The organism is Variovorax sp. RA8 (assembly GCF_901827175.1).
In the GTDB taxonomy this organism is placed as follows: Bacteria; Pseudomonadota; Gammaproteobacteria; order Burkholderiales; family Burkholderiaceae_C; genus Variovorax.
On sequence record NZ_LR594662.1, the window covers coordinates 2,857,559 to 2,877,156 of the forward strand.

Below are 19,598 nucleotides of genomic sequence, written 5' to 3' on the forward strand. Positions count from 1 at the left end.
CCGGAGAGAGGCGCAGATGAACCTCTCCCGCCCCTTCGTCGAACGCCCCATCGCCACAGTCCTCCTGACCATCGGCATCGCCCTGGCCGGCATCGTGGCCTTCTTCGTCCTGCCGGTCTCTCCGCTGCCCCAGGTCGACTACCCGACCATCTCCGTCCAGGCGAGCCTGGCCGGAGCCAGCCCCAGCACCATGGCCTCCAGCGTGGCCACGCCGCTGGAGCGCAGGCTGGGCATCATCCCCGGCGTCAACGAGCTGACCTCGACCAGCTCCAACGGCTCGGCGCGCATCACGCTGCAGTTCGACCTCAGCCGCAACATCGACAGCGCCGCGCGCGAGGTGCAGGCGGCCATCAACGCCGCCCGCGCGGACCTGCCGGCCACGCTGCGCAGCAACCCGACCTACCGCAAGCGCAATCCGGCCTCGGCGCCGGTCATGATCCTCGCGCTCACCTCCAGGACGCGCACGCCGGGCCAGATCTACGAGGCGGTGTCCAACATCGTGAGCCAGCGTCTGTCGCAGGTCGAGGGCGTGGGCGAGGTCGAGATCGGCGGCGGCTCGCTGCCGGCCGTGCGAGTGGAGCTGGAGCCGTTCTCGCTCAACCGCATGGGCATCAGCACCGAGGACGTGCGCGCCGCCATTCAGGCCAACAACGCGAACCGGCCCAAGGGTGCGATCGAGAGCGGCGACCGCCGGCTCCAGATCTACACCCCCGCGCCCGGCCGCCGCGCCGCCGACTATCGCGACCTGGTGATCGCCTGGCGCAACAACGCGCCCGTGCGCCTGGGCGACGTGGCCCGCGTGATCGACAGCGTCGAGAACACGCGCACGCTGGGCCTCTTCAACGGCGAGCCGGCGGTGGTGATACTGGTCACGCAGGAGCCGGGCGCCAACATCATCGACACGGTGGACGGCATCCGCGACCTGATGCCCGAGCTGCGCGCGCAGCTGCCGCAGGACATCGACATCCAGATCGCCTCGGACCGCACCAACTCCATCCGCGCCTCGCTGCGCGAGATCGAGACCACGCTGATGATCTCGATCGTGCTGGTGGTGCTGGTGGTGGGCCTGTTCCTGCGCAAGGCGCGCGCCACCATCATCCCGGCGGTGGCGACGGTGGTCTCGCTGCTCGGCACCTTCGGCGTGATGCACCTGCTGGGCTTCAGCCTCAACAACCTGAGCCTGATGGCGCTCACGGTGGCCACCGGCTTCGTGGTGGACGACGCCATCGTGGTGCTGGAGAACACCGCGCGCCATGTCGAGGCCGGCATGAAGCGCATGGAGGCGGCGCTGCGCGGCGCGCGCGAGGTAGGCTTCACCGTGCTGTCGATCAGCCTGTCGCTGGTGGCGGTGTTCATCCCGCTGCTGTTCATGGGCGGGCAGGTGGGGCGGCTGTTCCGCGAGTTCGCCGTGACGCTATCGGCTTCGGTGCTGATCTCGCTGGTGATCTCGCTGACCACCACGCCGATGCTGTGCGCCATGCTGCTGCGCAGCGAAGCGGAGGAGCCGAGAAAGAAGCGCGGGCGCGTGCTGACCTGGCTGAGCGGCAGTTTCGAGCGCGCCTGGCATTGGACGCTGCGCGTCTACGCCCACAGCCTGGACTGGGCGCTGGCCAGCAAGGGCGTCGTGATGGTGGTGCTGCTGGCGGTGATCGGCCTCAACGTGTACCTCTTCAACGCCATTCCCAAGGGCTACTTCCCGCAACAGGACAACGGCCAGCTCAACGCCGGCATCCGCGCCGACCAGAGCATTTCCTCCGCCGCGGTCGCCGACAAGCTGCGCCAGGCGGTGGACATCATCCGCAAGGACCCGGCGGTCGCGACCGTGGTCGGCTTCTCCGGCGGCGGCCGCGCGGGCGGCGGCTTCATGTACGTGAACCTCAAGCCGTTGGCGCAGCGCAAGGAAAAGACGCAGGCCGTCATCGACCGCCTGCGCCCGCAGCTCAGCCAGCTCACCGGCCTGCGCGTGTTCCTGTTCCCGGTGCAGGACCTGCGCATGGGCGGGCGCTCCAGCAACTCCAGCTACCAGTACACGCTGAAGAGCGACAACCTCCAGGACCTGCGCAAGTGGACCGGCAGGCTCGCCGAGCGCCTGCGCCAGGAGACCGCGCTGACCGACATCGACAGCGACGACGCGGCCAATGGCGTCGAGACCTTCGTCGAAGTGGACCGCGACGCCGCGGCGCGCCTGGGCGTGACTTCGAGCGCGGTCGACAGTGCGCTCTACAACGCCTACGGCCAGCGCTCGGTCGCCACCATCTACGACGAGCTCAACCAGTACTCGGTGATCATGGAGTGGGCGCCGCGCTTCCAGCGCGCACCGATCGCGCTGAAGGATCTCTACGTGCCCTCGACGCTCAACGCAGTCACCAGCGCGAGCGGCACGACCACCGTCAGCACGCTGCGGGCCAACACCGACACCTCCACCGGCACCTCGACCACCACCTCGGCCAACCCGGCCTCGCGCACCTCGTCGGCCGGCCAGCAGATCGCGACCAGCACCACGCCGATGGTGCCGCTCGCGGCCTTCGCCAAGCTCAGCGAGCGCGCGGTGCCGAGCTCCATCGACCACCAGGACACCGAGCTTGCGAGCACCGTCTCCTTCAGCCTGGCCGAGGGCGTGAGCATCGCCGACGCCAGGCGCATCGTGGCCCAGGCCGAGGCCGACATCGCGATGCCGGTCAACGTGCGCGGCAGCTTCCAGGGCACCGCGCTGGCGGCGCAGCAGTCGCAGGCGCAGCAGCTGTTCCTGATCTTCGCGGCGCTGGTCGTGATCTACATCGTGCTGGGCGTGCTGTATGAAAGCCTGGTGCATCCCATCACCGTGCTGACCACGCTGCCCTCGGCCGGCGTGGGCGCGGTGCTGGCGCTGCTGATATTCCGCATGGAGTTCTCGATCATTGCGCTGATCGGCGTGTTCCTGCTGATCGGGATCGTCAAGAAGAACGCGATCCTGATCATCGACTTCGCGCTCGAGGCGGAGCGCGCCCGCGGCCTGAGCGCCGTGGAGGCGGTGCGCGAAGCCTGCCTGCTGCGCTTCCGCCCCATCCTGATGACCACGCTAGCCGCGGCGCTGGGCGCCTTGCCGCTGGCGGTCGGTTTCGGCGAAGGCGCCGAGCTGCGCCAGCCGCTGGGCGTGGCCATCATCGGCGGGCTGATCGCGAGCCAGCTGCTGACGCTCCTGACCACGCCCGTGGTCTACGTGCTGCTCGACAAGCTGCGCCGCCGTCCCGCCAACGAGAAGTACCTGAGCCGCAACGCCTCCGATCCTTCCCTGTCTCCCGCCACCTCTCTGTCTCTCGCTCCCTCCGGGAGGGGGCGGGGGTGAGGGCTGCGGCAGTTGATCCAACGACTACGAACATGAACGTCCCGAACGCGCTACTTCACCGGCCCCTGCGCTGCGCTGCCGTCATCGCAATGGCACTCGCGCTCGGCGCCTGCGCCGTCGGCCCGAGCTATCAGCAGCCTTCGACGGCCATGACCTCGTCATGGAAGGAAGCGTCCGCCGCTGAAGGCTGGCTCCCGGCCGCCCCGGCCGATGCCCTGGACCGCGGCGAATGGTGGAAGCTCTTCGGCGACCCGGTACTCGACGAGCTGGCCGCCCGCGTGCAGGTCTCCAACCAGAACATCGCAGCCGCGGTGGCCAGCTACACGCAGGCCCAGGCGGTGGTGCGCGAGCAGCGCGCCGCGCTGTTCCCCTCGGTCTCGGCCGGCGGCAGTGCGACGCGGTCCGGCGCGCGCAACACCTCGCCCAGCACCGCCGCCAGCGCCGCACTGCGGGCCGACTGGGCGCCCGACGTCTGGGGCCGGCTGCGCCAGGCGGTCGGTGGCGCCCAGGCCAGCGCCCAGGCCAGCGAGGCCGACCTGGCCTCGGCGCGCTTGTCGGCGGTGGGCGAGCTCGCGACCAACTACTTCTCGCTGCGCGAGGCCGATGCCGAGCTGCGGCTGCTGGAGGTCACGCTGGAGGGCTACCAGCGCAGCCTGGAGATCGCGCGCAACCGCTACAACGCCGGCATCGCGGCCCAGACCGACGTGCTGCAGGCGCAAACGCTCTACGTCAATACGCAGGCCGAGCGCGTGGCGCTGAGGCGCAACCGCGACACGCTGGAACACGCGATCGCCGTGCTGGTCGGCGCTGCGCCCGCCGACTTCGACCTGCCCGCGGCCGACTGGACGCCCACCGTGCCCGGCATTCCGACCGGCGTGCCGTCGACGCTGCTGCAGCGCCGGCCCGACATCGCCGCGTCGGAGCGCGCGGTGGCAGTGGCCAATGCGCAGATCGGCATCGCGCGCACGGCCTACTTTCCGAGCTTCAGCCTGAGCGGCGCGCTCAGCAGCAGCGCGAGCCGCGTGGGCGATCTGTTCAACGCCTCGAACACGTTGTGGTCGCTGGGCCTGTCGGTGGCGCAGACGGTGTTCGATGCCGGCGCCATCGGCGCCCAGGTCGACCAGGCGAAGGCGGCGCACGAGGCGGCGGTGGCGCGCTACCGCCAGACCGTGCTCATCGCCTTCCAGGATGTCGAGGACCAGCTCACCGCGGGCGCGAGCCTGGCGCAGCAGGAAGGCCTGCGGCGCGAGGCCTCGGCGGCGGCGGACCGCAGCGAGCAGCAGTTCCTCAATCGCTACCGGCAAGGGCAGGTGAGCTATACGGATGTGGTGTCGGCGCAGGTCCTGGCGCTCAATGCGCGGCGGACGGTGCTGCAGCTGCAGGTGAGTCGGCAGAGTGCGGCGGTGGGGCTGATCCAGGCGTTGGGTGGGGGGTGGCAGGCGGGGTGGGCAGGGACTGCGGCGTCTCGCACCAGTTCCTGACTTTGCTCCCTCCCCCGAAGGGGGAGCAGGACCTCAAGCGGCTCCGCTCGCAGTCGCAGCGCTTGCAGATACGATCCGTGATCCAAAGGCATCCGAGAACCTTGTCGATGACCCGTATCGCCCTGATCCACGCGCTCGCCCATTCGGTGCCGCCCATCAATGCAGCCTTCGAGCGCGACTGGCCCGAGGCGCTGCGGATGAACCTGCTCGACGACAGCCTCTCGGCAGACCTGGCGCGCGAAGGGCGCGGGCTGGACGCGGCGATGCACGAGCGCTTCCAGCGGCTGGCGCAGTACGCGGTCGACACCGGCGCGCAGGGCATTCTCTTCACCTGCTCGGCCTTCGGGCCTTGCATCGAGGCGGTGGCGCGGCGGCATGCGGGGATGCCGGTGCTCAAGCCCAACGAGGCGATGATCGCGGAGGCTGCGGCCGGGGCCGGGACTGGCAAGCTCGGGCTGATCGCTACCTTCGGGCCGACGCTCGAATCCATGCCGCCGGAATTTCCGGCCGGCGTCGAGCTGGTGCTCGCGCTGGCCGAAGGCGCACTCGATGCGCTCAACGCGGGCGACACCGGGGCGCACGACGCGTGCATCGCCGCGCAAGCCCGTGCTCTGCGCGACAAGGGGTGCACCGGCATCGCGCTCGCCCAGTTCAGCATGGCGCGCGCCCGCGCAGCCTGCGAGGCCGCCTCGGGCCTGCCGGTGCTGACCACGGTCGACAGCGCGGTGAGAGCGCTGCGCACGCGCCTGGCAGGGCGCGCATAAGGTCTTCGCGCTGCGTCCTTCTTCGCATGCCGGTGCTGGGACGGGCATGCCAGATGCGGATGAATTCTCGCTTTTTGTCGTATCTGTCTGACGCCGCGGGCGAGTATTTCTAGCATTCGACGGTCGCTGGCCCTCGGGGTTTCACAAGCAACGGTCTGAGCTTCCGGCGTGTGCGCGGGAAAGGAGGGCCACCGCTCTGGCGGCATTGCCCGCCACGTGCGCGCCGCGCGTGAGTCCCTGAGCGGCCTGCAGGCCGGCACCGATCTCTGGACCAACGCCCACTGGCGCGCCGGCGTCTATGCCGGCCAGCTCGACGGCGACATGCAGGTCAAGGGCTTCGCCCGCGGCATCGCCAACCTCGCCGTCGGCAGCAACGACCTGCGCAGCCAGTACCTAGGCGGCTATGCGACCTATACCGATACCAGCGGCTTCTATGTCGATGGCGTGCTGCAGGCCGGGCGCCATCGCTACGAGGTCAAGCCCCAGACCAGCCTGCGCACCAAGGGCAAGGCCAGCAGCCTGAGCGCCTCGCTGGAGCTCGGGCAGTCCTTCGCGCTCGGCGAGGGCTGGCAGATCCAGCCGCAGGCGCAACTGGTGCACCAGCGCCTGGACCTCGACGACGTGGACATCGCTGGCGCACTCGTGCAGCAGGCGCGCGACAGCAGCTGGCTCGCCCGCGTGGGCGTGCGCGTCAAGGGCGACATCGCCACCCCCGCAGGCCGGCTGCAGCCCTATGCGCGGGTGAACCTGTACCGCGCCTCGGGCGGCAACGATGTCACGCGCTTCACCAACCCGGCGGCCAGCACGGCCATCGCGAGCAGCAGCGGCAATACCTCGACCGAGCTGGCCGCGGGCTTCACGCTGGGGTTGAGCGAATCGACCAGCCTCTATGGCGAAGTGGGCAAGCTGTGGGCCTCGGGCGGAGATACGCGCGTGAAGAGCTCCATCGACGCATCCGTTGGCATCAAGGTGCGCTGGTAGAGGAGGCGCCCTGAACGGAGGCTGACCCGCCTCCTCGCGATAATCGGCGCTCTTGAAAAAGGAGCGCGCGTGGATATCGTTTTGCTGGCCAAGGCCGCCATCATGGGCATCGTCGAGGGACTGACCGAGTTCCTGCCCATCTCGTCGACCGGCCATCTGATCCTCGCCGGTTCGCTGCTGGGCTTCGACGACGACAAGGCCAAGGTCTTCGACATCGCGATCCAGACCGGCGCCATCCTCGCCGTGATCATCGTCTACTGGCAGAAGATCCATTCCACGCTCGTGGCGCTGCCGCGCCAGCACAAGGCACAGCGCCTGGTGCTCAACGTGCTGATCGGCTTCCTGCCGGCGGTGGTGCTCGGGCTTTTGTTCGGCAAGCTGATCAAGGCGCACCTGTTCACCGCGATCGTGGTCGCCAGCACCTTCATCATCGGCGGCTTCATCATCCTCTGGGCCGAGAAGCGTCCGCCCGGCTCGGTGCGCGTCGAGCACGTGGACGACATGACGCCCTGGGACGCGCTCAAGGTCGGCCTGGTGCAGTGCTTCGCGATGATCCCGGGCACCAGCCGCAGCGGCGCCACCATCATCGGCGGCATGCTGCTGGGCCTGTCGCGCAAGGCGGCGACGGACTTCTCTTTCTTCCTCGCCATCCCGACGCTGATCGGCGCGGGTGCCTACAGCCTCTACAAGGAGCGAGCGCTGCTGTCGATGGCGGATCTTCCAATGTTCGTGGTCGGCCTGGTCTTCTCCTTCGCGAGCGCCTGGCTTTGCGTGCGCTGGCTGCTGAAGTACATCAGCACCCACAGCTTCATCCCTTTTGCCTGGTACCGCATCGCCTTCGGCATCGTGGTGCTTGCCACGGCGTGGAGCGGTGCGGTCGTCTGGGCTGACTAGCACCAAAAAAAAGCCCCAGCAAGAGCTGGGGCCTGGGCCGGGGATGCACTCAACGCATCACGGCACGTTCGAACTGTGCACCGAGAAGGGCTTGAACGGCAGGGCCAGCTTGCCGGCGAACTCGCCGTTGGCGGTCAGCGTGGGGCAGACGCCGGCGCTGGTGCAGAAGCCGCTGCTCGGATCAGGGTAGACCACGTCGCCGAAGCGGTAGTTGGCGATGCCCGCTCCCGCGTAGTCGGCCACCGTCAGGACGTTGCCCTTGGTCGAATAGTTGTCGGCCATCGTCACCATGATCGGGTCGACGCGTGAGTCTTCCATCGTGCGAATCACGCTGCCGGTGGACGCAGTGTCGCTGCTGTTCACGAGCCTGACCCAGCCCCACTTCCGGTTGGCCCGGTCGGTGAACAGGATCAGGTCGTTGATCGGGTCCGACACGCCGGCGTAGTCCTTGGCTGCCGCCAGGTGCGTGATGTTCGCGCCCAAGCCGTAGACGGTGCCCGCCGGCTGGATATCCGTCGGGGCGGGCGTCGTCGGCTTCACGCCGGCGGCGTAGCGGCCCAGGGAGTACAGCTGCAGGTCGCCCCCCTCGGTCGCAATGGCGGCGCGGGCATATTGCGGGTCGGCACGCCAGAACGGGTAGTCGGAGATCCGGGCCTGTTCGTCCTTGCTCCAGTAGCTGCGGGTGGCGGTCGTCCACACCGCCGTCGGGCGCTTGGGCAGCGTCTCGGTCTTCACCACCACGGGCATGGCCTGAGGCTTGTCCGCCAACAGGTACGGCCATTGGGTAGCGGCCAAGCCGACGTTCTGCGTTTCGAGGTTGCTCGCGGCGCTGCCCAGGTACATGTCGTTCGTGTACTTGAACAACGGCCCGAGATCGATGAACGCCGCCTTCTTCTCGCTCTTGGAGACCACCACCACCACGCCGCCCTTGGCGTAGCGTTCGTAGTCCTCACCGCCCGGCAGCATCTTGGCCCGGTTATTCGCCATCGGCGAGTTGAGCAGCTGGAAGTTGGAGATCTGTCCTGCGGCGTCGTACTTCAGCATCGAGGTGTACGGGTGGACGCCGGTGGTGGCGGCGATGCCCGTGGGCGCCTTGACGTCAGCCGGCAGATCCACGTAACCGACGACCTTCATGAACACGTAGTTGCCCTGGTCGGGGAAGCCGGGGTGCATCATGTCCATCCAGCCGTGCCACCAGTCGTAGCGGGCCTGTCCCGGCTTCCAGTCCTGCGGGGCCGAGCCGAGGGAGACGATGGCCACCTGGCCCTTGGTGTTCGGCACGTCCCATCCTGACACCAACGCGAATTCGCCACCCCCGGTGACAGTGACGGCGGTCGGCACGAAGCCGAGCTTGAACGAGGTCGAGGCCCGATTCTGCGCGGTGAGCGTGCCTACCGTGTACAGCTTGGCCGGCTTTGTCGGGCTGCCTTGGGTGCACACCAACGACAGGCGCGTGGCCGGGGAATCGGCCGCGTTCTCGCCGCGATGCTCACAGACCGGGAGGTCGGCCGGGTCGTTCTTCGTCAGCACGCCCGTCGCAACGTAGTCGTCGATGGAGGTCGGCAGGAGCCGGCGTTGCTGCCACAGCAGCTGTGGGCGCTGCTGGAACGTGCGCCGGTCGGTGGCCGAGTTCTGGAACCAGCCCACGGAGTTCTCCATGCTCTGGCCGGAGGTCGGAACGCCGACGCTGGCAGCGTGGATCGACACGTACATGTTGTTCGTCGAGTCCTCGCGGCCGAGCTGGTAGACCGAGCCGATGCCGCTCATCGTGCCGACGTCAGCGCGCTCGGGCAGTGTCGCCACGCCGCTCTTGCTGGCGGGCGACCCGTACTTGTAGGTCACGCCCACGTCGGCGTTGAACTTGTAGGCCATCGCCGCATAGGCGCTGGGCACCACCGTTCCGGCGCTGTCGACGATGTCTCCAGTCAGGGCACTGCCAGGGGCGGGAGCCGGTGCAGGAGCAGGAGCAGGAGCAGGAGCAGGAGCCGGCGCTGGCGCTGGCGCTGGCGCTGGCGCTGGCGCTGGCGCTGGCGCGGGAGCCGGAGCCGGAGCCGGAGCGGGAGCGGGAGCGGGAGCCGGGGCCGGAGCCGGAGCCGGAGCAGACGTAGGTGCAGGACCGGCCGACACGCATGACTTCGCCGTCATGAAGGCGGGATCCGTACCGAAGAAGTTGTTCGTGCACTCCGCGGTCCCGGTGACGGACTTGGTGACCCAGCGCGAGTCGGCGCCGTACTGCACCGATGTGTCAGCAGGCACTGTGAACGAGGAACCTTCCTGGGCGAGCACGGTTCCCGCTGGAGGCACGGTGGGAGCGGAAGGAGCAAGGGCGGTCTGCACATAGCACGCCTTCGCCACGTATTCCAGCGGGTCGCGGCCGAAGGTTTCGTTGTTGCAGACGACGCTGCCGGAGAGCTGTCTGCTTGTCCAGGACGATCTCGCACCGTACTGCACCTCCGTCGACGAGGCCAGGTTGAACGTCTGTCCTTCATTGGCGACCTTGACCCAGCTCGAATCGAGCTTGTCGAGCAGTTCCGCCCCTTTGCCTGCCACGGGCTCGGGTGTCGATGCGGCTGGCGAAGCAGGCGTCACGTCCGCGCTTTGAGGTAAAGCGAAGCCGCCGCCTGCGCAGCTTCCTCCACCCCCGCAACCTGAGAGCGCGCTTGCCGCGACGCAAAGCAGAAGGGCGTGTTTGTCGATCTTTCTCACACTGAGTCTCCTAGTTGGCTTTAAGTTGGAAAAAAGAAGTCCCCCTGCGCCTTCCAAAGGCGCAAAGAACTTGGCGAAGAAATCGGGAAAGGGCTCGCCGAGGCGAGCGGCTACGGGGGCGGCACGGTGGGCGCGCCTTCCCCGGTTGCTAGTGCGTGGTGGGAGGTGGCTGCAGATCGAATCCAGCGATCACGGCGGCAGCCTGGCCGTTCAAGAGAGCGCCATGTGTCGCATCCCTTCTCGCGTGCCGGTTCGACTCGTTCGTTCTGGAGCTGCTAGACAGCGACCGCGTCGATCAGGCTCCGGAGCCTGGTCTTGAAACGCATGCCGACCGACGCGCCTTGCGGCCGCACTGCCACCGCGGAAGGGCGGCCGGCTTGGGTCGGTGCCCACATGTCGTCGCGCGAGGTCGGCCCGGCACTACCCGTCTGAGGCGAGGCCAGCATCACGGAAGCCAGGAAGGCCGACTGGCCGGCTGCCTTGGACGCCTCGCTCAGTTGGCTCCAGTTTGCTGGACGCGTGTTCGAAGGAAGCACATCCAGATGGCCCAGCAAGGAGCGGCTCACGTCCAGCAGCGCACTGGCGGAGGCCAGGCAGAAATACACCGCGGTCGGCGTGGGTGCTTGCTCGGCGCCTGGCCGTTCGAAAGGTGCAGCGGAGAACTCGTCGCGCGGCAGGCAGTGATGCGCTGTGGCGGTGGTTTCGAGTGCGCAGAGCAACTGGTCGATCTCGTGCAGCGCGCGGTGCATGAGTTCGGTCTCGAGTGGTGTGCTTGTCACGGAGAAGCTCCTGGACTGGCGCGAGACAACTCTGGAATCTGACTACCGGGATCGGTCTCGCTCGATCACCGGCTTGAATTCAGTGTTCCTTTTTGCCTGGCGGGTCGATAGGCCCGGAGGAGCCAAGAAGCTGCCGCGCGGCGGGTCACGGCGCCGGAGGCTGGGTGTGGCCCGCGTCAGGCCATCCGCTTGGGTCGCGGGGCGCGATCCGTTCCTGGTGACGGCTGCGTGCCGGGCGCCATGCTGTCGAGCATGACGGGGTGCAAGTCGACAGTTGAGCCGGTTGGCCCGCCCGGATTGATCCGTGGCGGATTAATCCCTTTGTCGGGGCGGGCGTGGGAATGCCGGGTGGCGATTGCACCCGGAGCGCGCGACGCTCAGATGAGCTTTTCCTCGGGCGTCGAGATCTTGCGCAGCGGGCTGTGGCGCGTGGCCGGCATCTTGAGCGGGTGCTCGGCGTAGGTGTCGTCCCAGACCGGGTCCTCGATGCTGTCGAACACCTCGCGCAGCTTCTGGCCCCAACTGCTGTGGACCATGCGGTAGTACGGGTTGTCGGCGTCGATGCAGACGACCTTGTCGGTCTCGAGGCGGTTGGCCTCATACACCACCAGGTCCAACGGCAGGCCAACCGAGAGGTTGGACTTCATGGTGGAGTCCATCGAGACCAGTGCGCACTTGGCAGCCTCGTCCAGCGGCGTGTCGGGCGTGAGCACGCGATCGAGCACGGGCTTGCCGTATTTGGACTCGCCGACCTGGAAGTAGGGCGTCTCGGTGGTGGCCTCGATGAAATTGCCGGCAGCGTAGACCAAGAACAGGCGCATGCCTTCGCCCTTGACCTGGCCGCCGAAGATGAAGGAGACGTTGAACTCCAGGCCTGCGTGCTTGAGCGCCTCGGCGTCGCGGTCGTAGACATGGCGTACCGCCGAGCCCAGCACGCGTGCGGCGTCGAACATGCTCTTCGCGTTCCAGATGGTGATGGGCGGGCGGTCCTCGCCGTCCTCGCCCGTTTCGCGCACTTCGCGCAGTTCCTCGATCTGCAAAATCTCGCGCACCGACTGCGAGATGCTCAGGTTGCCGGCCGACAGCAGCACCATGACGCGGTCGCCCGGCTGCTCGTAGACGATCATCTTGCGGAAGGTGCTGATGTGGTCCACCCCCGCATTGGTGCGCGAGTCGGAGAGGAACACCAGGCCGGCGTTGAGTTTGATGCCTACGCAGTAAGTCATGGGATTCAGCGATGCTCGCGCGCGTGGAGTTTCTTGAGTGTGTAGATCGCTTCGAGCGCCTCGCGCGGGCTCAGGGTGTCGGGGTCGAGCGCCGTCAGCGCGGATTCTACGGCGCTCGCCGGTGGCGCCTCCACCGCGGGCGCCGGCGCAAACAGGTCGACCTGGGCGCGGGCCTGCTGCTGCTGGGCCTCCAGGGCTTCGAGCGCCTGGCGCGCATGGTTGACCACCGCGGCCGGCATGCCGGCCAGGCGTGCGACCTGGATGCCGTAGCTCTTGCTGGCCGGCCCCGGCTGCATCTCGTGCAGGAACACGATGTCGCGCCCGGCCTCGGTGGCGCTCACATGCATGTTGACTGCGCCATGGTGCGTGGCCGGGAACTCGGTGAGCTCGAAATAGTGGGTCGCGAACAGCGTGAAGGCGCGTGTGCGGTCGTGCAACTGGGCCGCAATGCCGGCGGCCAGCGCCAGGCCGTCGAAGGTGCTGGTGCCGCGGCCTATCTCGTCCATCAGCACCAGCGAATGGGCGGTGGCACCGTGCAGGATTTGCGCCGCCTCTGTCATCTCCAGCATGAAGGTCGACTGCGCGTTGGCCAGGTCGTCGGCCGCGCCGATGCGCGTATGGATGGCATCGATGGGCCCCAGCCGGCAGGCATCGGCCGGCACGTGCGAGCCGATGGAGGCGAGCAGCACGATGATCGCGACCTGCCGCATGTAGGTGGACTTGCCGCCCATGTTGGGGCCGGTGATCACCTGCAGGCGTTGCTGGGGGCCCATGCGCGTGTCGTTGGCAATGAACGCGCCCGACGACTTCTCGGCCAGCCGGGCTTCGACCACCGGGTGGCGGCCCTTCTCGATCTCGATGCAGGGATGGGCCACGAAGGAAGGCTGGCGCCAGTGCAGCGTGTGAGAGCGCTCGGCCAGCGCGCATAGCGCATCGAGCGCGGCCAGTGCGCCCGCCAGCCGCGTGAGCGCCGGGACCGAGGGCTGCAGCGCATCGAGCAGCTGCTCGTAGAGCCACTTCTCGCGCGCCAGGGCGCGGTCCTGCGCCGACAGGGCCTTGTCCTCGAAGGCCTTGAGCTCGGGCGTGATGAAGCGCTCGGCGTTCTTCAGGGTCTGGCGGCGGCGGTAGTTGTCCGGCACCTTGGCCAGCGCGCTCTGCGTGACCTCGATGTAGAAGCCGTGCACGCGGTTGAACTGCACGCGCAGGTTGGAAATGCCGGTGCGCTCACGCTCGCTGGCCTCGAGCTGCAGCAGGTAGGCGTCGCTGTTCTCGCTGATGGCGCGCAGCTCGTCGAGCTCGCCGTCGTGGCCGGTGGCAATCACGCCGCCGTCGCGCACCAGCGCGGAAGGCTCGGGGTGGATGGCTGCCACCAGCAGCTCGACGCAGCCGGGCGGCGGCGCCAATTGCCCGGCCATGTGCGCGAGCAGCGGCGAGGCCGAGGCGGGCAGGGCCGGCGCGAGTTCTTCCGCCTTGGCCAGCGCCAGGCGCAGCGCGACCAGCTCGCGCGGTCGTACCTGGCGCAGCGCGATGCGCGCGGCGATGCGCTCCACGTCGCTCGTATTCTTGAGCCGATCGCGCAGGGCGCGCCATGGCGGCGCGGTGGCACCCGATGGCGCGGCCTGCAGCGCGGCGATGGCCTCCAGGCGCGATTGCGCCTCGCTGCGGTCCCGGCGCGGCGCCAGCAGCCAGCGCTTGAGCAGCCGGCTGCCCATGCCCGTCATGCAGGTGTCGAGCAGCGAGAACAGCGTCGGCGAATCCTCGCCGCGCAAGGTCTGCACGAGCTCCAGGTTGCGGCGCGTGGTGGGCGGCAGCTCGATCAGCTCGCCGTCGCGCTCCACCGCGAGCCGCTGCACGTGCGAGAGCGCGCGGCCCTGCGTGTGCTCGGCGTAGCCCAGCAGCGCGGCCGCGGCTGCGTGGGCATTGGCCAGCGACTCCGCGCCCCACGCCGCGAGGCTGTTGCTGCCCATCTGCTCGCACAGCTTGCGCTCGCCCAGGCCGCCGTCGAACTGCCAGGCCGGCCGCACCGAGAGCGTGAAGGCCGCGCCGTTGCGTGCCGCCTTCAGGCGCTGCTCGAATCCGGGCGTGACCTCCGCGCTGTAGAGCAGCTCGCTCGGCCCGACGCGCGCGATCCAGGCTTCGAGCGCATCGGCCGGGCACTCGGCCAGGCGCAGTTCCGCGCCGGTGACGCTGAGCCAGGCCAGGCCGCAGAAATTGCGCGAGCCCGCGTGCACGGCCAGCAGCAGCGAATCGCTCTTGTCCTGCAGCAGCTCGGCATCGGTCAGCGTGCCGGGCGTGACCACGCGCACCACTTTGCGCTCCACCGGACCCTTGGTCGCGCCCACCTCGCCGACCTGCTCGCAGATGGCCACCGACTCGCCGAGCTTGATCAGCCGCGCGAGGTAGGTGTCGACCGAGTGGAAAGGCACCCCGCACATCACCACCGGCTGCCCCGCCGATTGGCCGCGCTGCGTGAGCGTGATGTCGAGCAGGCGCGCGGCTTTTTCGGCGTCGGCGTAGAACAGCTCGTAGAAATCGCCCATCCGGTAGAACAGCAGGGTGTCGGGATGGTCCGCCTTGAGGGCCAGGTACTGGGCCATCATCGGCGTGTGCGGTGCGGTCGCGGGAAGGGTCATCGAGGCGGTGGATGGGTGCGAGGCCGGGAAATCAGCCGGGCCCGCATCATAAGGAAACGGGCGTCCGCCACGCTGCGCACGCCCGTTGTTTCAATCGAGACAGCTTCTAGATCTGCCCGCGCCGCCGGCGCGCGACACGCACGGCATCCACCCAGGTGTCGATGTTGAAGCGCTGCCCCGACTCCGCGACGCGCGCCCCGGTGATCATGTGCAGCGGGATGCGGTGCGTGTCACCCGGCAATTCGCCGCGCCCGGTGAGGAGCCTCTTCTGCAGGTCCAGGTGCTCGACCTGCATCGTGCACTCCGCCTTGCGGCCGTGCGGATCGACATAGCGCACGCGGATGCGCGGCTGCTCGTCGACGATGGAATGCTCGCCCTTGCCCTGGATGAACCAGCCGGGCAGCGTATCGGGCACTGAATCGCCAGAGCGGTGCAGGCCGGCGCGCACAGTCGGGATCTCCAGCGGCACATGGCCGGAGCGCACCCGCGCCGCGGCGATGCGGCGCTCGGCTTCGCGGCGCTCGGCGACGCGGTGCCAGGCGATCCACATGACGACGAACAGAAGAAGCGCCCCTGTCAGCAGCGCGAGCAGGAACTGCCATTGGGCAAGTCCGATATCCATCTCCGAAACCTCTGTGACCAGATAGCCATTAAGTACTCAATCGGAAATTCTGGTCGAGCGGGGAAGGGGTGTCAAACGGCCGCGTGGCATAGGGCGTTCGGCCAGTGCGCCAGTGCGCCGGTGCGCCGGTGCGTCAGTCGTCGTGCGTGTCGTGCGTGGCCACGGCGCCCCGGCGCCAATAGCCACAGGCGCGGATCCACTTCGGGTTCGCGCGGCGCGGCAGGCTGGCAGGCGGGCGCTGTGCCTGCTCCCCCTGCCATAGGGCAAGCCTGCGTCAGCGCTGAGGCATGTCCTTGGCCGAGTAGCCGAGGCTCACCGTCGCATCGTCCGGAATGGAAGGCATGCCGGCGTTCCAGTCCAGCCAGGCCTGGCGCATGGCGGCCAGCCGCTCGGGCTCGCGGAGGGCCTGATTGGCGCGCTCGCGCTCGTCGGCCGGGATATTGAACAGGTACTCGTGCCCGTCGACCTGCAGGTACTTCCAGTCGCCATCGCGCAGGGCACGCTGGCTGCGGTGGTTCATGCGCCAGTGCAGCGGGCGGCGCAAGCAGGTCGCCGCGTCGCGCAGGACGGGCAGCAGCGAGACGCCATCGAGCGGATAGTCCGGATCGGCAGCAGCGCCTGCGGCTTCGAGCATCGTGGCCGACCAGTCCATCGTCATGCAGTGCTGGTCGCTCTTGCTGCCGGCGCGAATGACGGCGGGCCAGTGGGCGATCCACGGCACGCGGATGCCGCCCTCGGTCAGGTCCATCTTGCCGCCGACGAGCGGCCAGTTGTCGGAGAAGCGTTCACCGCCGTTGTCGCTGGTGAAGACGACCAGCGTGTTGTCGGCGATTCCCTGCTTATCGAGCGCGGCCATGATCCAGCCGATGCCCTCGTCCATGTGGTGGATCATGCGGCGGTAGACGTGGATGTTGCCGCCTGCCAGGTCGAAGAGCTTGTTCTTGACGGCCGGGGCGCGGCCCGCGTCCTCTCGCGTCTCCCAGGGCCAGTGTGGTGCCGTGTAGTGCAGGCTCAGGAAGAAGGGCGCCTCCTTGCCGGCCATGCGCTCCACGTAGTCGACGGCGCGGCGCGAGAGCAGGTCGGTGAGGTAGCCCTCTTCCTGCTTGTCTTCCTCGCCCGCCCAAAGGTCATGGCGGCCCGCAGAGTCGCAATGCGTGAAGTAGTCGACGCCGCCCGACATCGGGCCGAAGAACTCCTCGTAGCCTGAGCGCAGCGGTCCGAAGGCGGGCGGAAAGCCCAGGTGCCACTTGCCGATCAGCGCCGTGCGGTAGCCCGCGTCACGCAGCAGCGAGGGCAGGGTCGGATGCGCCGGCGGCAGGCCCAGGGTGGCGCTGCCGCGGCTCCTGCTGTTGATCGGCTCCTCGGCTGCGCCTCGGAGGCGGTACTGGTAGCGCGCGGTCATGAGCGCGAAGCGCGTCGGTGAGCACACGGGCGAGTTCGCGTAGCCTTGCGTGAAGCGGATGCCCTTGGCGGCCAGGCGATCGAGCACCGGCGACACGGGACCGAACGCCGCATCGCGCCCGCCGTAGCAGCCGAGGTCGGCGAAGCCGAGGTCGTCGGCCACGATGAAGATGATGTTGGGACGTTGCATGAGGGTCAGGGCTGGTAGCCGGATTTCTGGACCACCGGCGCCCATTGCGCGCGATAGGCCTTGAGCATGGCCGCGGTCTGTTCCTGCGTGCTGGCCACCGGCGTCATCAGCGAATCCTTGAAGCGCCGCGTCGTGTCCGGGTCCTGCATGACTTCGCGAATGGCTTGCGAGAAGCGTGCGACCTTCTCGCGCGGCATGGTCGCCGGCGCAAAGAAGGCGTTCCAGCCGAGCGCGACGAGGTCGAGGCCGGCCTCCTTGAAGGTCGGCACCTCGGGCGCAAAGGGCGAGCGCTTCGCGCCCGACATCGCGAGGATGCGCACCTTGCCGGCCTGGTGCTGCGGAATGACCACGTCCAGCGTGTCGACGGCGATCGGCACCTGGCCGCCGATGAGATCGGTCAGCAAAGGGCCCGAGCCGCGATAGCCGATCACCTGGGTCGGCACCCTGGCCTTCTCGCCGACCATGAGTCCGAAGAAGTGCGGCAGGCTGCCCGTGGCCGGCACGCCGACGTTGGCCTTGTCCGGATTGGCCCGTATCCATGCCAGCAGGTGCGACAGCTCGCGCACCGGTACGGCGGTCGAGACCGACAGCGCGAACTCGTAGTCGTTGACGTGCGACACCGGCACGAAGTCGCGCTCGGGGTCGTAGCCGCTGTCCTTGAAGACCAGCGGCGCGACCACCATCACCGCGGGGTTGGCCAGCATCAGCACGTTCTGCCCGGCCGGCGTGGCCTTGACCTGCTGCGCCGCGAGGCGCCCGCCGGCGCCGGGCTTGTTGTCGACGACCACCGGCACGCCGAGCCTGGCCTGGAGCTTGTCACCCACGATGCGGGCCACGCGGTCGGTGGCGCCCCCCGGGGCATAGCCGACGACAATGCGCAGCGGCCCGTCCGGAGCTTGCGCGAAGGCGCCGCTCGTCGTCAGCGTGGCGATGGCGGCGAGGGCGAGGGTGCCGGCAAGGCGGCGCAGAAGATGTTGGAGCATGGGAGGTTCAATCGTTGGCCTGGAAGTTCACAGCCTTCATGATGCCGCTCCAGCGTGCGGTGTCTTCGCGCATGGTCTTCAGGAGCGCTTCGGGTCCGTCGCTCACCGGGTACATGCCGTTCTGAAGCAGCTGCTGGCGCACTTCGCGCGAGTTCACCGCGCGGGTGAACTCGGCGCGCAGCTTGTCGACGATCGGTTGGGGCGTGCCGCGCGGCGCGTAGTAGGCGAACCAGGCCGCCGCGACCACGTCCTTGTAGCCGGCCTCGACGAAGGTGGGCAGGCTGGGCATCAACGGGGAGCGCTTGCCGCCGCTGGTGGCCAGCACTTTCACTCGGCCGCTCGCCTGCAGCTGGAGCGCGCCGCCGACGGTGTCGAAGTAGACCGGCACGGTGCCGCCCATCAGGTCCTGGCGCGCCGGGGTGGAGCCGCGATAGGCCACGTGCACCATCTTCAGCCCGGCTGCGCGGTTGAGCATCTCGCCGAGAAAGTGCGAGGGCGTGCCGGCGCCGTACGAGGCGAAGCTCAGCTTGTCGCCCTGGCCCTTGGCCCAGGCGATGAACTCGGGCAGCGTGTTGGCCGGCACGTCCTTGTGGATCACCAGCGCCAGCTCGAAGCGCGCCGCGTTGATGATCGGCACGAAGTCCTTGACGGGGTCGTACGAAAGATGCCGGTAGGCACTGGGAAACATGGTCATCATGCTGGCCGTCCCCAGCAGCAGCATGCGGCCGTCCGGCGCCGCAGTCTTCACCGCCTCGGCCGCAATGCGGCCGGCCGCGCCGGAGCGGTTGTCGATGATCAGCGGGCCCAGGGTGTCCCGCACCTCGTGCGCAATCGCACGCGTCAGCACGTCCTGGGTGCCGCCCGCGGGCACGCCGATCAGCACCTTGATGGGCTGGCCGGGCGTGAAGGCCTGCGCATGCGCGAGCGGGGCCAGTGCCATGCCTCCCAGCACGGTGAGGGCGCGACGGCGATGAAGGGTGAAGGCCTGCATGGGGTTGTCTCCGGTCTTTGATTCTCTGTTCGTCGGGCCGCGGCCGTGCGGCAGCATCGATCGAATTTAGGGTCGGGGCTTCTGATTGATCTAATCAACCATCCCCCGGATTAACCCCGACATGAGCGAATCTGCGCGCCAATCCCTGGACGGGCTGCTGCTGTACCGGCTGTCGCGCCTGCTTTCCGTCGCGGGCAGCATGGTCATTCGCCTGTGCGAAGGCCGCTTCGGCATCACCCGGCGCGAATGGCGGCTGATCGCGACGCTCGCCAGCCGTGGCGCGCTGAGCTCTTCGCAACTGGCCGAACATGCCCAGCTCGACCGGGCGCGCACCTCCAAGGCGGTCGGATCACTGGTCGAGAAGCGGCTGCTGTCGCGCACCCATCCGGCCGGCGACCGCCGGCAGGTGCTGCTGCAGCTCACCGAGCGCGGGCAGGCCGTGTACGACGAGCTCCATCCGCTGGTGACCCGCATTAACGCCGACCTGCTGGCGGCGCTGGATGCCGACCAGGCAGCCAGCCTGGACGAGGCCCTGCGCCAACTGCAGGAGCGCGCCGAGCAGCTCGCTGCCGTGGCGGTGCTACCCAAGGCCGACCGCCGCCGGCGCGGCACAGGCTGAGGC

The 19,598-nt window shown here is 68.6% G+C and carries 15 protein-coding genes; 7 read left to right on the forward strand and 8 right to left on the reverse strand.

Annotated elements, in window-relative coordinates; all coding sequences use genetic code 11:
* The first annotated feature begins 16 nt into the window (after positions 1 to 16).
* The 5 genes from E5P3_RS13490 (at position 17) to E5P3_RS13510 (ending at position 7,445) form a co-directional block, all read left to right on the forward strand.
* Positions 17 to 3,325 carry an efflux RND transporter permease subunit gene (locus tag E5P3_RS13490; RefSeq protein WP_162586449.1) on the forward strand — a complete coding sequence of 1,103 codons (3,309 nt, stop codon included), beginning with the start codon at positions 17 to 19 and terminating at the stop codon, positions 3,323 to 3,325.
* 32 nt (positions 3,326 to 3,357) lie between these two features.
* Positions 3,358 to 4,806, forward strand: a complete 1,449-nt coding sequence (locus E5P3_RS13495; RefSeq protein ID WP_162586450.1) for an efflux transporter outer membrane subunit — start codon at positions 3,358 to 3,360, stop codon at positions 4,804 to 4,806.
* Positions 4,807 to 4,913: 107 nt separating this feature from the next.
* Entirely contained in the window at positions 4,914 to 5,570 is a 657-nt protein-coding gene (locus tag E5P3_RS13500) for an aspartate/glutamate racemase family protein (RefSeq protein ID WP_162586451.1), read from the forward strand.
* A gap of 168 nt (positions 5,571 to 5,738) precedes the next feature.
* Positions 5,739 to 6,551 carry an autotransporter domain-containing protein gene (locus E5P3_RS13505; RefSeq protein WP_162586452.1) on the forward strand — a complete coding sequence of 271 codons (813 nt, stop codon included), beginning with the start codon at positions 5,739 to 5,741 and terminating at the stop codon, positions 6,549 to 6,551.
* Positions 6,552 to 6,620: 69 nt separating this feature from the next.
* Entirely contained in the window at positions 6,621 to 7,445 is an 825-nt protein-coding gene (locus E5P3_RS13510; protein ID WP_162586453.1) for an undecaprenyl-diphosphate phosphatase, read from the forward strand.
* Between the two features lie 57 nt (positions 7,446 to 7,502).
* Here the strand turns inward: E5P3_RS13510 and E5P3_RS13515 are convergent, their stop codons facing one another.
* Positions 7,503 to 9,338, reverse strand: coding sequence for a hypothetical protein (locus E5P3_RS13515; protein ID WP_162586454.1), 1,836 nt, complete (start codon positions 9,336 to 9,338; stop codon positions 7,503 to 7,505).
* A gap of 59 nt (positions 9,339 to 9,397) precedes the next feature.
* Between E5P3_RS13515 and E5P3_RS13520 the strand changes: the two genes are divergently transcribed.
* Positions 9,398 to 9,553 (forward strand): hypothetical protein, encoded by a 156-nt coding sequence (locus E5P3_RS13520; protein ID WP_162586455.1) that lies wholly within the window; start codon positions 9,398 to 9,400, stop codon positions 9,551 to 9,553.
* An 873-nt stretch (positions 9,554 to 10,426) separates the two neighbouring features.
* Here E5P3_RS13520 and E5P3_RS13525 read toward each other — a convergent pair.
* From E5P3_RS13525 to E5P3_RS13555, 7 genes are all read right to left on the reverse strand, one after another.
* Positions 10,427 to 10,930 carry a hypothetical protein gene (locus E5P3_RS13525; protein ID WP_162586456.1) on the reverse strand — a complete coding sequence of 168 codons (504 nt, stop codon included), beginning with the start codon at positions 10,928 to 10,930 and terminating at the stop codon, positions 10,427 to 10,429.
* Positions 10,931 to 11,307: 377 nt separating this feature from the next.
* A complete protein-coding gene (locus E5P3_RS13530; RefSeq protein ID WP_162586457.1) occupies positions 11,308 to 12,156 on the reverse strand; it encodes a proteasome-type protease in 849 nt (282 codons plus the stop codon).
* Positions 12,157 to 12,161: 5 nt separating this feature from the next.
* Positions 12,162 to 14,789, reverse strand: a complete 2,628-nt coding sequence (gene mutS / locus E5P3_RS13535; RefSeq protein WP_162586458.1) for a DNA mismatch repair protein MutS — start codon at positions 14,787 to 14,789, stop codon at positions 12,162 to 12,164.
* 106 nt (positions 14,790 to 14,895) lie between these two features.
* Positions 14,896 to 15,411, reverse strand: a complete 516-nt coding sequence (locus E5P3_RS13540) for a hypothetical protein (protein ID WP_162586459.1) — start codon at positions 15,409 to 15,411, stop codon at positions 14,896 to 14,898.
* A gap of 274 nt (positions 15,412 to 15,685) precedes the next feature.
* Entirely contained in the window at positions 15,686 to 17,002 is a 1,317-nt protein-coding gene (locus tag E5P3_RS13545) for a sulfatase family protein (protein WP_162586460.1), read from the reverse strand.
* A 5-nt stretch (positions 17,003 to 17,007) separates the two neighbouring features.
* On the reverse strand, positions 17,008 to 17,985 hold the full coding sequence (locus tag E5P3_RS13550) for a Bug family tripartite tricarboxylate transporter substrate binding protein (protein ID WP_162586461.1): 978 nt from the start codon (positions 17,983 to 17,985) through the stop codon (positions 17,008 to 17,010).
* A 7-nt stretch (positions 17,986 to 17,992) separates the two neighbouring features.
* On the reverse strand, positions 17,993 to 18,976 hold the full coding sequence (locus E5P3_RS13555; RefSeq protein ID WP_174263067.1) for a Bug family tripartite tricarboxylate transporter substrate binding protein: 984 nt from the start codon (positions 18,974 to 18,976) through the stop codon (positions 17,993 to 17,995).
* A gap of 121 nt (positions 18,977 to 19,097) precedes the next feature.
* Here E5P3_RS13555 and E5P3_RS13560 point away from each other — a divergent pair, with 121 nt between their 5' ends.
* A complete protein-coding gene (locus E5P3_RS13560) occupies positions 19,098 to 19,595 on the forward strand; it encodes a MarR family transcriptional regulator (protein ID WP_162586463.1) in 498 nt (165 codons plus the stop codon).
* Positions 19,596 to 19,598 lie beyond the last annotated feature (3 nt).